Below are 14,485 nucleotides of genomic sequence, written 5' to 3'. Positions count from 1 at the left end.
TTAAGGTAGTCTGTATGTCCTTTGGGCTGCCGGTGGAGAAACGAGCCCGATCCTTCAGAATCGAGTTGTCGTGCCGAGGGTGGCGCGACCTCGCATTCCGGAGGGATCATGCAGAAGAAAGCTCTCTATGTCGGCCTCGACGTTCACAAGGCCAGCATTTCCATCACGGTTGCCGAAGACGGTCGCGACGGCGCCGTTCGTTTCATCGGCGCCATCCCCAACACTCCGCCCGATATAGCAAAGCTGGCGCAACGATTATCGAAAGACGGACACCGGTTGGAGTTCTGCTATGAGGCTGGCGGATGCGGTTATGGCATCTATCGGCAGCTGCTGAATCTTGGCCATAGCTGCATGGTTGTCGCCCCTAGCCTGATTCCGCGCAAGCCCGGAGAGCGCATCAAGACCGACCGGCGCGATTCCGAGAAGCTGGCGCGCCAGCACCGTGTAGGTGACCTGACAAGTGTCTGGGTGCCCGACCCGGTACATGAGGCAATCCGCGACCTGGTACGTGCCCGCATGGACGCCACCGCCCAGCTCACACGGGCCCGGCAGCAATGCCTGGCCTTTCTGCTGCGTCATGGCCGAATCTACGGCCCCAATAGGAAGAACTGGACACTGCGGCATCGGCGGTGGCTCGGTCTTCAGACCTTCGAGCAGGCGCCGCACCAGATCGTCTTCCAGGATTACGTTGAGGCGGCATGGACGGCGCAGGATCGCCGTGACCAACTTGAGGCTCGGATCGCGGCCATGCTCCCGGATTGGTCGATGGCCCCGCTGGTCGAAGCGCTGCGCGCCATGCGTGGGCTCGACACAATCTCGGCGGTGATCTTCCTGGCCTCGGTCGGCGATCTCAGCCGTTTCGAAGCGCCGCGCCAGCTTATGGCCTATCTAGGCCTTGTGCCATCCGAACAATCGAGCGGCACGAGGGTTTGGCGCGGCGGCATCACCAAGGCGGGCAACAGCGAAGCACGCCGGATGCTGGTGGAGGCAGCCTGGAGCTACCGTTATCCGCCACGTCTGGCGTCGGAAAAGGTGCTGATTGTTGAGCGACAGGAAAAGCCGGTGCGCGACATCGCCTGGAAGGCGCAGGTGCGCTTGTGCGGGCGCTATCGCAAGCTCAGCGCGACCGGAAAGAAGCCGACCGTCGTCGTTACCGCCATCGCGCGCGAACTGTGTGGGTTTGTCTGGGCGATCGGACAGGAAGTGGCGCCAGCGCCGTCCTGATCTGACCATCGCCCCGTTGGGCCGGGGGCGGAGCGCAAGGTCAGGCAATCCTCGAGAATACTATGGGCCGGTTCAACCCGACGCCCGTGCGTAGTGCGAGGCAGGCCGCGACGAAAAGCGTTCCTGCGGTATCCAACCCGCGCATGGGAGATTGATCGACCGTCGCCAGCGCTGCTCCGCCCTCGACCCAACGGCATCGTCACGACAACACAATCGCTACGCCTTCGGTATGGCGGAAGGATTTTTGCGTCTTCCACTTGAAAAAGGACATGGGAGTATATCGCCCCCTGCCGCAAACGACCCCACTTTGCCACGCCTTACACTTGCATGCCAACGGTTCGGCCCAGTACGACGGGCACGTTGGCGTGTAAGAACAAACCTGAAGGCGCCGTGCAAGGATATCCTTAATTTAGACCTGGATATCCTTGCATTGGAAATCAGGAGCGTCACGCTGGTATAGCGGGGGTTGGTCTTCCTGATCTACTGCGAGACTAGGTTGGTCACATCCGCGCACCACGCCTATTGACGATTTCAAAATCGAGCTGGTCGATAACGCCACGGCTCGATCTGCTTACCATGGCGGTCGGTGCGACTTTGAATGATCTCGTGTGAGAGGGCATCATCAATCCGCCCGAGTGCGACATCCTCACGATCGAGGATCTCCCGACGGCGAGCGGGGTCGAACTCCCACAACAGCGCCTCCTGGCAATCAAGAATGACGGCACGCTCGATCAGAATTTTCGGATGCGTGTGCAGCCAACGCACGAAAGCGATAGCCCCCGGTGTCCGCTGCCATAGGTCACCACAATGGTCCAAATAATCGCGAGCCGTCTCCGGCTCGGCGAGATTGGAGCCGTGCCAGATCGCGAGAGGCATTGGTTCGGGGTTGCCCGCGAGGATCTCGGCAATATAACCATTCGCCACGAAACCACGCCGCAAACTGGTTGCAGCTAAGACCGGATCGCCGCTCCTCAGGCGCAATAGCGCGTGCTCGTAGTGATAAGGTGGATAGTGTCCGGCTTCGTCTGTGAAGACGCGCTCGGCTTTCTCTGTCTCACCGGCTCGCAAATATTCCGAACCGATCAGATAGCGGATGCCCTGATTATCGTTCGGGTTCCAGCCGAGCATCTTCTCCATCAGCTGCAGCGCCTCGTGGCGCCGACCGAGGTGAAGCTGGGACAGGACCGCACCATGAGCGGCACGCAGAAAAGGACGATTCGCCAGAAAACTCCATTCAATCCGCCGCAAAAACTCTGCAGGAATCGCACTCTCGCCTGCTGCAAGTCCGTGAAGGAAAGCCTGAAGCGCAAGTTTCGGTTTTCCTTCCTCGATAAGGGCGTTGCCGAGATGGGCATGGCCGTCGATGAAATGTGGGTGGCGCTCGACTAGCGCCTTGAGCGTCTTGAGATACGTGGCGGGTGTGATGGTTCCCGCATCACGCTGGTCGAGCGCACCGTCCAGTTCTTCGACAATTTCGTCATAGTCGTCGCCATGGCGAAAGACGCCGCCATCCTCAAAGATTTCCAACTCGATCTTGCCATCCATCCTGCCGGGACCCTCTATGTTTCGTGGGCGTGATACGAGAAATGTCGTCCTGAACTCGGACGAATCGGAACCCACATGTTGAGCCAAGATTATCCAGGTGGAGGCATTCTTGGCAGTCTATTTCGTCTAGATTTCAGACGTGGTGCGACGAAGCGACACCGGCACATACTCACCGAGTTCCAGATAGAAGCTGCGGCTAGGGATCTAGCGAACTCTGCCATGCGGAAAAATCCATTGCTGAAAACTCTGTGTTGCGCAGGCAACCATGCGTCATCGTCGATGTAGCGGCTCCGGATCACAATACAAAGCGGCAAGCGTCTTTAACCGCTTCCAATCCTTTAGCATGATCCTTGAGCGTTCTTTTACTTTGGCCGATTAGGTTCGAAAAATAATGCCATGTGGAGGGGCTTAAGTATTGAGTTCGACCGCCTTATCAATCGTTGCGATGGTGGCTTTGTTCGTCATTGGGACTATCGTTTGGATGCCGCCTTACTGCCGCAGATTTATGGTCAGATCGAACATTCCAGACCGCAACTACCGCGTCCTTGTCGATGACAAGCAACTACTAAAGTGGGATCCAGTAGCCAGGGGCCGGAAGCCAATCAGCTCATTCAGGACGAGTAAGGGGAAGTGCTTCAACATCTACATCATTGACGACGATCGGAACCGCGACAAAGATCGAAAGATTGCGAACCTTGGCTACACTCACACTCGAATGTATGGCGCCCGCGAGGATAGCTCGGGTCGCATTTTTGCAATCTGGGAATTTTATCACAAGAATGGGCTATACTTCCGCAGCAAAGCTATAGATGTCGACGACAGATTTCAGCGACAGGGCATCGGATCCGGTCTGCTTGATGCAGTGATGCTTTATCACAATGGGGATATTACGTTGAGCGGCAAATACTCTTTGGCGGGGGCCACGCTGCTCCGGAAATACGCTATCGGCTGGAAGCCGCGATGGCTCGATAACCGAATCCGCCTTCGCCGACACAATGCGCGCCAATAGGCAGAAGCGGCTGCCCGACTGCCCTGTCACTTCGATTTCGGGGATAACGCAGGTGTCGGTACCAAACACCCAAGCTCAGTGGAAGAAGCAACCAGCCTCGGCGTAAGCGTACGGGCCGAACGCGCCCCCAACAAAGCTTGCTTCAACGAGGAGCTTACCCGACCTCCAACGAAAGCGTCTCAGCAACTTTCCACTGTCCAGTATAGGCGGCTAGATCGATTTCGCGGCACCTCAAGCGGTCCTTTTCAATCGGGTCATCTAACTACCATGAAGAGACGGCGGATTTGAGAATCGCTAGGTTTGCGTGGGAACGCAAATATGGGGGCGCATAGCAACAAAGCTTTCGATGCCGACAGAATGTCCGCTCGGGGCTGAAGCGGTCTCAAAGCTCTGACAGGATGAACCTAGGTCCTCTTTGGGCAATTGACACCAAGGCACTGAATATATGTGATAATGTCCTTTGTCAGAGATAATTGGAAGCCATTATGACAGAGTTTAAACCAATCGAATTCGTGAACCGGATCGGACAGAAGCTGGTCATGGAGTTCGATCATGCTAGCGAGGCAGGAACACCGGGCCTCATCGGAGCAGCACGTGAAAATCCCGCCCGAAAGCAGCTGGAGAAACTACTGCCGGGCTTTGTGCAATGTGGAAGCGGCATGTCAATCGACAGCTATGGTGCTAAAAGTACGCAGCAGGATATCGTGTTCTTTGAGCGGGACTATTGCCCAATCTTCTCAGTCAACGATACGCCCGAGGCAACGTATTTTGCCATTGAGGGCGTTATTGCAGTTGGGGAAGTCAAAAGTACCGTTGATAAAGCGACATTCTTCGATGCCCTGCGGAAAGTGAAATCAGCAAAGAGCCTCAAACGGTTTTCTCAACGGTTGCAATCTCAAGGAATGCTAGCTGCTGCCGACTATAGATCGTATGGCGCCAGCGGAACGTACGCCGCCATCCCAAGCAACGAATATGACCAAGATCGCAAATTCCGAGACCAGGTCTACGGCTTTATCCTGTGTCGATCATTCGCCCATAGTGCGAACGCTGTCCTAGAAAATCTAGTGGAATTCGGAGCATCGGAGGGATTTGAGTTCCTGCCGAATTTAATTGTCTCACTGAATGACGGATTCATCCTCAATTGCGAATCTTCATCTTTGAAACTGCAGTCATCACCGCTGACAGCCAACTCGGTGGCGTTTTGTCCGGACAAGGCGCGGGCGTTCACCATGCTGGTTCGCGAGCTGAAATTGCATGCTCGAGAAGGCCGCACTGTGCCTGTGAGTGCGTTCGATCGCTATCTGGACATAGGTTCGGCGCCTCTTCCTGAGAGCATTATCAAGCCATATAGGTAATCCGTGCACACCGTTGTGGAACTAGACTTGCAAACTTCGCTAGCAGCCGACCAAGCCTGGGCCTGTGCTGCAGCACCGACAGATTTTCGCCCCGAAGCACGAGAGCCATTCCTCCAGCCGCTCGTCGTCGCCCACAGTCGAGATCACGGACCGGCGATGACGGAAACAGCCGCTTACAAGATCCCGGCGAAAGGTGAGTCAGCGGCCATTGTGGCCACTCGTGCGAAAGGGCGTGAAGCCGTTTCGGGGGGCGGTACATGAGAAGAACATAACTACCCTTCATCACGGTCGGCCTCGCTGCGAAGCGGGGCCGATTTGCTGTATGTAAGATACGCTCGACGCTCCGTCAAAGGGGCGGCCGATTATTGCTCCGACGATCCGGTGTTCAGTTCGGTTTTTGGTCTGGGCCGACCGGTCGCCGCGTAAGGATCTTCTATCGTCTCCGCCTTGCGGATCACGTCTTCGATGGTGAAGCTCACCTTTCGTCCCAGCAGGAACTTCCCTACCTGCTCATCGACAAGGCGTTGGGTCGGGGTCGTCAGTTCCTCGGCAGTCTTGCGGGCGACAGCTACGTTGATAGTCGTTCCGTCGCGCTTCGCTTCAGCTTCCACGAGCGCTATCGCCTGATTGATTCGGCGCTCTCGATTCTCACCAAGACACTCCGCACGGACATAGCCGACGAGGATGTTGAAGATCATGCTTTCACTATGCATGATCCGAAGCTTGTGCATCAGGTGGGTGCGATAAGCACCGATGATGTCGTTTTGCTCGAATGCGTCCCGATAGAAGGCGAGACAAGCGCTCTGGATAAAGTGGACGTATACCAAGTCGTCGGAACCGGCGAGAAGGTAGAACGGGGAAGCCTGTCCCATACGCATCTGCGTCAAAAGATGAAATCCGAAGCAGGCCATCGAGACGACGCAGAGATTGCATTCGGTGGCGACGTTGATCGCCCGCATTCTTTCGATCAGCGCTCCCCATGACACAAACTCATCGGAAGCATTGATATGGATGCCGAGATTTTTATTCCCGTGGGTGTCGATATGGATGATCGGCCGTACGCCCCTTTCCCGAGCACCGACCTCAAGATCGTCCAGAAATGCGAGAAGCTCAGCCGCCGTCTTGGGCTCGCGCTCAATAAAGTCGATGCCGAAGCGTCGAAGCTCGGGCTCTAAATCTTCGAGAATGCGGTTGGTAACTCCTTGCTCGCTCTCCTTCAAGGATGTTATCCAAACAACAGTGTTGATGGTCACGGTATCGCCCAGCGTCAGTGTATCGTTCATGTTTTCAGCTCCCATCACAAGGCCATGCGGCATTATAGGCAGCCATCAACGACCGCTCGGCCGGCCAAGTCCCCTTCTCGGGGTGCGTCGTGACCCAATCGCAGCCGATCACGATGGCATGGGCCACGTTGGCGCCCTTCGGAATGCAGAATTTGCCGACGATGCTTTCCCGCGCGATGTTGAACAGCTGCTCGTCCTTCATGCCCATCTTCACGACGCTATCGAACACAACTTCATCCCAGCGCCATTTCTCCATGAAGCCCATGACGTAGTTTCCGGCGAGCGTGATGCTGCTCTTGCAGTTACCCGCCAGATCCTGGGCCATCATGGCATTGGCGCCGGTCGCAAAAAGGGCGGCCGCAGCCGCCAGTATCGTCAGTTTCATGATCTTCCCGACCCCGAGTTGAGGGCAGATTATCGAGTGCAACCGGCCTCTGCAACGGGCTCGATTCGGTTACTTCCTTTGGGCTTTCTTCACGTGGGTAAGACCCGTAAGACTTTCGCCAGATTTTTCGGTCCACGCCCACTCCCCATCAGCGCATCGATATGCGATATTCTGCATAAACCCCAGCCTACCGATCTGTCGCACCGCAAGATTCGAAAATAAATGCGCCTCGCCCCATAATTTTTTTCCAATCTCACTATTTGTTCCTGATGTGTTCCTGATGAGCAAACATAGTCGCGGCTCTTTAGGAGTACGCGATCATGAAACAAGCCCGAGGGCTAACACAAGGGAACCGACTATGATCAAACCGACCAGCCATTTTCAGCCACAAAACCTCCTGTCCGAATTCATCGAGGAGTTTTGGGTCGAGCGGGGCCATGCCCTTCCCGACAAATCTTTCCTCGGCTTCGCAATGCGTCACGGGATGGAGCTTCGCGATTTTTACGCAGTGCTCGAAGACGCTGCTCATCGGGGTATCCTTGAGAAAACGGAACGCGGCGCTTATTTCCGGCACTGACGGAGATCAGCTGCGCAGTCGGAGGATGACCCTGTGCAGCCATCTCGGCCCGACAGCGGCGTAGTTCATCGCTGACCTGTCGCAAGACCGCCTCATCGCCGCAATACTCAGCGATGAGGCGTTGCTCGTATGCGGGGTCAAACATCTGGTGACCAACCCGAGTCCGCACCGGAGGTGCTTTAACTATCTGGCGGTCGCGCTCGGCATTGTCGCGTCGCATCTGCTCAATACAATCCTCAGTGGCGTTCAAATCCGATTGCGCAGGAGCCGCCTTCTCCCCAGCGATGGCGCCGTTCCAGCCCTCGCGGTTGACCGCGCATGACTCGGGGCCGATGTGGATCGCTACTCCTTCATCGCAATGCTTGCACCATCTACTCCTTGCCGGTTTGCGCCGGCGTTCCCACCCAATCTGCCCCACTCACCCCACTTATCGTAAGTGGTGCAGATCCGGGGGCAGCAAGGTGTCGCCGGGGCGCGTGAGAAAGCGTTCATTTCAGCTGTGTCGGTGACCAACCCGGAAGGGAGGCGTCGCTGGGAGAGACATGCGGCGGCTATTCCCCCCAAACCAGTATCAGCGCTTATCGATGCTTGCGACGAATCATGCAGCTCAGTACGTTGCCTGCTAAGGCTTGGCCCAAGCCTCCCCCCTCCTCTCGGGGAAGTATTTCGCGTGCAGGGCTCTGCCACAGTCATGAAACCGTCTGTTCGAGCATCGCATAAGGAGGGGTTGCGTTTTGGCTCGCAATAGAGGTCCATGATGAAGCTTTCTACATCCATATTCAAATTCATACGCCAAACTGAACCCGTGGTGCCCAGTAATAAGGTTCCGCTCGATGAGGCCTTGGATCGGAACGTCGGCGATCGGTCGCGTCCACTTATTCTTCCGATCTTGATTTCAGCAACCTTCTTGATGGAAACGATCGACAGCACATTGCTGGTGACTGCTTTGCCTAAAATTGCGTCCGATCTGCAGGTAGATCCAGTCGAAGCCAAACTCGCGCTAAGCACTTATTTCTTGGTGATGGCCGCCCTCATCCCACTTAGTGGTTGGCTGACAGAGCGTGTCGGGCCAAGGATAATGTTTTGCGCTGCAATAGGCGCGTTCACGATCGGATCAGTTCTCTGCGCGTATTCTCCCTCGTTATCGATTTTGGTTTTTGCCAGGACTCTTCAAGGTGTTGGCGGCGCAATGATGTTCCCAGTTGGTCGGGTAATCCTCGTAAAATCGGTGTCGAAGAAGGACCTCGTGGCCGCCTCATCCTACTTGACGATCCCTGGTGCGGTGGCGCCGATCTTCAGCCCACTTTTGGCAGGATATGTCGCTACCTACTCGGACTGGCGATGGCTTTTCTGGATTAACGTCCCACTTGGATGCCTTGGTATGGCCTTGGCGGGACTGTTCGTACCCAATGACATTGGCATCGAACGGCGCCCTTTCGACGTGATCGGTTTTTGCCTGTCTGGTTTGGGACTGGCAGCACTGGGGTTTGGGCTGACCTCGTTGGGCGGCCAAGTGGTACCGGTTGAGATCAGCGTTTTTGTGTCGTTCGCGGGAGCCGTCTTCGCTTGCCTCTACATCTTCCATGCGCGCAAGAGCGATAACCCGTTGCTTGACCTATCGCTACTGAAGCATCGCACATTTAAGATTGCCATCACGGGAAGTTTTGTCACGCGAGCAGCGGTTTTTGGCGCCCTACCCTTTTTGGTACCGATGATGCTGCAGGTTGGTTTCGGCTTGACGCCGCTGGAATCAGCGTCCCTTACCTTCACAGGCGCTATCGGAAGCCTTTTTACGAAGTTCATAATAACTCGCGCGCTCCGGCGAGCTGGTTTTAGAAACCTTTTGATTTTGACAGCCGTTCTGACCACTTTTACCATCATGGCGCTCGCGTTCGTGGGCCGATACACCCCCCATGCGCTTATAATGGCAGTTATTTTCTGCAGCTCGTTGTTTCGCCTTCTCCAAATCCTGGCGTTGGAAGCAATGGTTTTCGCTGAGATTCCACAACGTGACCTTGGAGCCGCCTCCGGTTTACTTAGCGTGGTAAAGCAGTTGGCAGCATCAGCTGGCATCGCGTACTCAGCTTTTCTATTGCGGGCGTTTCAGTCGCTTCGGGGCGATATCATGCTTCAAGTAGAGGACTTTCATACCGCACTTATATTTGTAGCAATCCCGATCGGTTTGACGGCGATCATGAGTGCCAAGTTATCTCCAAATGATGGTTTCGAGATTTCAGGTCGAGTGACACGCGCAAGATGAGAGCAAAATCGGTCGCCAGAGTGTATGATGTTGGAAGGCAAAAGAGCATTGGCCGACTCATTCTATTGAATGATCTGTGCATAAGCGCCCGCTCTAGAAGTTGGCCGCCAGTGTGGAGATTCCGCCGGCAGGGCAAATCATGATTCTTTACATTCATGACGAAGAAGCGGCTTCCCTCGCTCGAGCATGTTGAGACGCTATCGCTGGTGGCGATGCGTCGGCTCGTCGGCGGACTTGTCGAAGACCTGCACTCGCTAAAAGCCGAAGTGGCGACACTGCGGTCCGAGAACGCAGAGCTTCGCCTGGAAAACACCCGCCTCAAGGTCGAGAACCAACTACTGCGCGACGAGATAGCTCGACTGAAGAGCTTGCCGCCACGCCCGCCATTTCGCCCGTCCGGTATGGAGAAAGCGACCGATGGTACGAACAATAAGCCGGCCGGCAAGAAGAAGCCGCGCGGCCCGAAGCTGGATATGGAGCGGGTGAGCCGGGAAGAGATCCTATGCGCCAATGTTCCTGATGGATCGCGCTTCAAGGGGTACAGGAGCTTTGTCGTGCGCGATCTGGTCCTCAGGGCTGAGGTCGTGCGTTATCAACGCGAGTGCTGGGTAACACCCGAGGGCAAGACCGTGCTGGCGCCTCTTCCCGCCGGGATCATGGGCGGTTTCGGTGTGCACTTGAGGCGTCTTTGCCTGATGCTCCACGCTCAAGGCCAGGTGACGACCGGACGTCTAGCGACATTGCTGAACGATATCGGCATCGACATTTCCAAACGCCAGGTGGTGCGCCTTTTGACCAAGGGACTGGATGGGTTTGTCGCCGAGGATGCCGCGGTACTGCATGCAGGCTTGGTATCGTCCTCCTACATCACGGTCGACGACACTGGCGCCCGCCACGCTCATTCTAATTTTTATACCACCCAGATCGGCGGCGAGCACTTTACGGTCTTCCGCACCACGAAATCGAAATCGCGGCTGAACTTCCTGTCCTTGCTGCGCGGCAACTACCAGGACTATGTCCTCAACGATGTTGCCTTCGATTATCTGGAAAGCCGCCGTGCCGACCCAGGTCTTGCTGCCAAATTGCGCATATTCGAGCCGCAACGCTTCAGTAACGAGGTGCATTTTTGGAGCATCTGGCCAATAAAGGTGTTGAGATCTTCGACAGGCAAGGGGTTGGTTTGCTGGCTGAGGCCGGACTTTGGGGCTGTATCTGTTATCATGGCCTTGTCGGCGACATAGTGATCATCTCCGACGATGCCGGCCAGTTCCGGGTTGGCAATCACGCCCTATGTTGGGTTCATTGCGAGCGGTTGCTGCAAAAGCCGATGCCTGCCAAGGCGAAAGAGGCGCGATCGGTTGCACTGGTTCGCGATCTCGTCTGGCGATTTTACAAGGCTCTAAAGATCTGGAAACAGAAGCCCTCCCCGCAGGCAATTCCGGCCTTCCGCCGACGGTTCGACCAGATCTTTAGCCTGCGCACTGGCTATGACGCCCTCGACGCATTGCTGGTGCGGCTGCACCGTCGAAAAGATGAGCTGCTGCGCGTGCTCGAGCGGCCGGAAATCCCGCTCAACACCAATGCATCGGAGAACGACCTGCGCAGCTTCGTCACCAAGCGAAAAATCTCCGGCGGAACGATGAGCCGCGACGGTCGTGTTGCGCGCGACACCATGCTCGGCCTGATGAAGACCTGTCAGAAGCTCGGTCTGTCTTTCTATCATTATCTTGGCGATCGGCTCGGGATCGCAGGCCGAGTCATCTCGCCGCTGGCTAGCATTGTGGCTGCAAAAGTCTAAGAGGCCGTCACCCAATCTTTGAAAGCCAAGCGGCAACATCTATGGTCAAGCAGAATGAGATTAACCGGCAATAGGTGATTGAAATGACCAGTTCGGAAGTGCAGGCTGCGGGCGCCTCAGCAATTCGCTACACTGGCCGGCTAACTCTGAGGCAACCCGAAGCCCAAGATATCGACTTCATCGCCGATATGTTCTCGAGAAACGAGCTTGTCGCTCATCGTCCTGATCCCCGCCCAGACACACCCGAAGAGAGCGCCGCTCGCCTTGCGCGAGACACCGCCCATTGGCGAGATCATGGCTTCGGGCGATGGGCGGCGCTAGCCGGCGAAAATCTCGTTGGGTTCGGCGGTGTCACGGTCTCAAAGGAATTTAAAGGCCTCAACCTTTCGTATCATCTTCATCCTGATTATTGGGGCCAAGGATTTGCCACAGAATTGGTAATGGAAGCCATTCGATTTGGATTTGAGGATGTGGGCACTCGCCGGATCATTGGACTGGCACGGCCAGCAAATCCTGCCTCTCGGAAGGTCTTGGAAAGGTGCGGCTTCTCGCTCGAGCGAGAGGTCATGCTGCACGGTGCTCCCACTAATTTGTACGCGCGGGAACGTTGACAGCCCCTGGCGTCCATCACCCCGTACAATCCTCTTCGCAACTTGCACCCAATTGCGGTAGGATCACAACGCCACCGCAATCGAACACAAAACCGGCACCGCCCTCGAATCTGCCCCAGTTACCCCCTTTTAGTACGCGGAGCAAAATGGGTGGCCCGGGCGGAATTCTGCTTGATAAAGGATCTTGTGGGTCGTCGATAATACGGGATTGCTTTGGTGCTTTTCCGGAGCGACGATTTCCTTATGTGGAGGCATCGGGATGCACGGGATCACCCTTGACGGCTTGAGTGAAGCGGAACTGATCGAGCTGCACGATCAGGTCGTTGATCGACTGCATTTTCTGCATCAGCAAAAGACCACCCACGCGCTGCTCGAGCTGGCGATTGGTGAGCGCGTCATGTTCGAAGACAACAGCGGCCAGACGCAGGCGGGCATCGTGATCCGTCGGAACCGTAAGACAGTGACGGTGCACGCCGACAACGGCCGCCAGTGGAATGTTTCCCCGCAGCTGCTGCGGAAAGAAAGCCGGGTTGAAGAAACACGGTCCGGCAAGCTGGTGCCGTTTTCGAGAAAAGGCTGATCTCAGTTTGTCGCCAGGACAAGGTCAGCCAGCGGCGGTATTGTCGATCCGGCGGGGACAAGACCGAGGCGGTCACCAAGATAAGTGTAATATGAGATGCCGAGCTTCTGGCAGGTCTTCAGTAAGCCGAGCATGACGTCGCGAGCGATACGACCGTCAAGGCTCATCGTGCCACCGGAGATCTTTCGCTTGGTGACGAAGGTCCGCAGATCGTTCTCCGAGGCATTGGTATGCAGTGGAATCTCGGGATGTTCGAGGACTTTGAGAAGCTCCCGTCGCCGCCGATGCAAGCGCGCCAACAGCGTATCGAGGGCGTTATAGCCGGTGCGTAGGGTGAAGATGCGATCGAACCTGCGCCGGAAGGCATGGGCTGCCTGCGGTGATGGCTGTTGCTTCCAGACCTTGAGCGCCTTGTAGAAGCGCCAGACGAGGTCGCGAACCAGTGCGAGCGATCGAACCTCTTTCGCCTTTGCCGGCATCAGCTTTTGCAACAGGCGCTCGCAATGGATCCAACACAAAGCGTGATTGCCGACGCGGAACTGACCGGCATCGTCGGAGACAATGACCGTGTTGCCGAGCAGACCGTGATGGCGGATTGCGCCCCAACTGCCGGCTTCGGCGAGCAGGCGCATCAATTGTCGATCAAAGATGTCGATGCCTCTGCCGGTCAAATATTCCAGGAAGGCAACCTGGTCGGCAAAGATAATGGCGGATCTGCTCTGGAGCTTCTCCATGAGCGCCTGCTCGGCGCCCTGTGTCCGCAGCCAATTCATCGCCTCGTCATTGAGGATATAGTCCTGATGGCCCGCTTTCAGGATGGACAGGAAGTTGAGCCGCGATTTGGAAAAGCTGGTGCGGAAGGCGGAAAAGCGCTCGCCACCGATCTGGGTCGTGTAGGCGTTGCGCCTGACGTGGCGAGCACCAGTATCGTCGACAGTGATGAAGGGCGCCGAAACCAGTCCGGCACGCAGAACCGCACTGTCTTCCTCGACGAATGGCATAAGGTCTGTCGTGAGCAACCGCACAACCTGCCGTTTCGACGCGATCATCGCCAGCGATGACGCTGCGATCTCGACGCCGATGCTGTTGAGAATCTCGGTCAGCCTGGGCGTCGTGACCTGTCCCTGCGCATGGAGCGCCAGACATATCCGACGCAAATTGCGACCAAAGCCGCTGGCAACCCCGTCTGGCAAGGGAGCAGTGATCAGTTTGCCCTGGGGCGTCAGCCAGCGTTCCCGGCGATAGTTCACGAGCTCCGCCGACAGAACCAGATCGCGCACCAGGAAGTTCTTGTATCCTTTGAAGCGTGAGCCTTCGGGTACGTCGGCCTTCAGCGTCACGGTGCGGGTGATCCGGTTCTTGTCGCGCTTAGGGCCGCGGGGCGGCTTACCGGTTGTTCGATCATCCTTGGGATTGTCCTTGGCGGGATCTGTTGCCTTGTCCATACCTGATGGTCGAAACGGGGGACGCGGCGGCAGTTTCTTCAGCCGCGCGATCTCATCACGCAGTTGCTGGTTCTCGACCTTCAGGCGGACATTTTCCAACCGCAGTTCTGTATTGTCTTGGCGCAGGGCTTCGTTCTCAGATCGCAGCGCCGCGACGTCGGCCTTCAGCGCATTTAGCTCTTCGACAAACCCGCCGACGAGCCGGCGCATCGCCACCAGCGACAGCGTCTCAACATGCTCAACGGATGGCAGCGGCTTCTTCCCCATGGCGAGAAAGAATCATGATTTGCCCACTGGCGGAATCGCCCACCACCGCCTTTCGGATTCCAGGCAGATCTTTATGCACAGCTAACTAACTGCACGTTTTATCTTCCCGAAAACTCCACCGGCGCCACCCCTTTTGCTCCGCGTAC

The 14,485-nt window shown here is 56.5% G+C and carries 11 protein-coding genes and 1 pseudogene; 7 read left to right on the top strand and 5 right to left on the bottom strand.

The window, feature by feature from the left end:
- Positions 1-108: 108 nt before the first annotated feature.
- The gene (locus tag GA0061102_RS31645; RefSeq protein WP_092856113.1) at positions 109-1,224 is read left to right on the top strand and encodes an IS110 family RNA-guided transposase; all 1,116 of its coding nucleotides are present in this window, start codon (positions 109-111) and stop codon (positions 1,222-1,224) included.
- A gap of 531 nt (positions 1,225-1,755) precedes the next feature.
- Here the strand turns inward: GA0061102_RS31645 and GA0061102_RS31640 are convergent.
- Both GA0061102_RS31640 and GA0061102_RS32795 read right to left on the bottom strand, forming a co-directional pair.
- On the bottom strand, positions 1,756-2,769 hold the full coding sequence (locus tag GA0061102_RS31640) for a hypothetical protein (protein WP_092856521.1): 1,014 nt from the start codon (positions 2,767-2,769) through the stop codon (positions 1,756-1,758).
- Positions 2,770-3,553: 784 nt separating this feature from the next.
- Positions 3,554-3,847, bottom strand: a complete 294-nt coding sequence (locus GA0061102_RS32795; RefSeq protein WP_139115135.1) for a hypothetical protein — start codon at positions 3,845-3,847, stop codon at positions 3,554-3,556.
- Positions 3,848-4,263: 416 nt separating this feature from the next.
- Here GA0061102_RS32795 and GA0061102_RS31630 point away from each other — a divergent pair, with 416 nt between their 5' ends.
- Positions 4,264-5,133: a DUF6602 domain-containing protein gene (locus GA0061102_RS31630; RefSeq protein ID WP_092856515.1), complete on the top strand. Its 870-nt coding sequence runs from the start codon at positions 4,264-4,266 to the stop codon at positions 5,131-5,133.
- A gap of 362 nt (positions 5,134-5,495) precedes the next feature.
- On the opposite strand, the gene GA0061102_RS31625 is transcribed toward GA0061102_RS31630, so the two are convergent.
- Together GA0061102_RS31625 and GA0061102_RS31620 are read right to left on the bottom strand one after the other, a co-directional pair.
- Positions 5,496-6,416 (bottom strand): hypothetical protein, encoded by a 921-nt coding sequence (locus tag GA0061102_RS31625; protein ID WP_092856512.1) that lies wholly within the window; start codon positions 6,414-6,416, stop codon positions 5,496-5,498.
- Between the two features lie 4 nt (positions 6,417-6,420).
- Entirely contained in the window at positions 6,421-6,801 is a 381-nt protein-coding gene (locus GA0061102_RS31620; protein WP_092856509.1) for a Rap1a/Tai family immunity protein, read from the bottom strand.
- A 358-nt stretch (positions 6,802-7,159) separates the two neighbouring features.
- Here GA0061102_RS31620 and GA0061102_RS31615 point away from each other — a divergent pair, with 358 nt between their 5' ends.
- The 5 genes and pseudogenes from GA0061102_RS31615 (at position 7,160) to GA0061102_RS31595 (ending at position 12,627) form a co-directional block, all read left to right on the top strand.
- Positions 7,160-7,378 carry a hypothetical protein gene (locus GA0061102_RS31615; RefSeq protein ID WP_092856506.1) on the top strand — a complete coding sequence of 73 codons (219 nt, stop codon included), beginning with the start codon at positions 7,160-7,162 and terminating at the stop codon, positions 7,376-7,378.
- A gap of 754 nt (positions 7,379-8,132) precedes the next feature.
- On the top strand, positions 8,133-9,638 hold the full coding sequence (locus tag GA0061102_RS31610; protein ID WP_092856503.1) for an MFS transporter: 1,506 nt from the start codon (positions 8,133-8,135) through the stop codon (positions 9,636-9,638).
- 155 nt (positions 9,639-9,793) lie between these two features.
- Positions 9,794-11,436 (top strand): annotated as a pseudogene (locus GA0061102_RS33255) (IS66 family transposase).
- 83 nt (positions 11,437-11,519) lie between these two features.
- Positions 11,520-12,047, top strand: a complete 528-nt coding sequence (locus tag GA0061102_RS31600; protein ID WP_092856500.1) for a GNAT family N-acetyltransferase — start codon at positions 11,520-11,522, stop codon at positions 12,045-12,047.
- 259 nt (positions 12,048-12,306) lie between these two features.
- Complete coding sequence (locus tag GA0061102_RS31595) at positions 12,307-12,627, top strand: hypothetical protein (RefSeq protein ID WP_092844224.1); 321 nt, start codon at positions 12,307-12,309, stop codon at positions 12,625-12,627.
- A 2-nt stretch (positions 12,628-12,629) separates the two neighbouring features.
- On the opposite strand, the gene GA0061102_RS31590 is transcribed toward GA0061102_RS31595, so the two are convergent.
- Positions 12,630-14,339, bottom strand: coding sequence for an IS66 family transposase (locus GA0061102_RS31590; protein ID WP_092844222.1), 1,710 nt, complete (start codon positions 14,337-14,339; stop codon positions 12,630-12,632).
- Positions 14,340-14,485: the final 146 nt, after the last annotated feature.

Origin of the sequence: Martinezella miluonensis (genome assembly GCF_900094545.1) — a bacterium.
In the GTDB taxonomy this organism is placed as follows: Bacteria; Pseudomonadota; Alphaproteobacteria; order Rhizobiales; family Rhizobiaceae; genus Rhizobium; species Rhizobium miluonense.
Note: the sequence above shows the minus strand (reverse complement) of the source record. Positions and strands in the feature narration are given on the sequence as shown.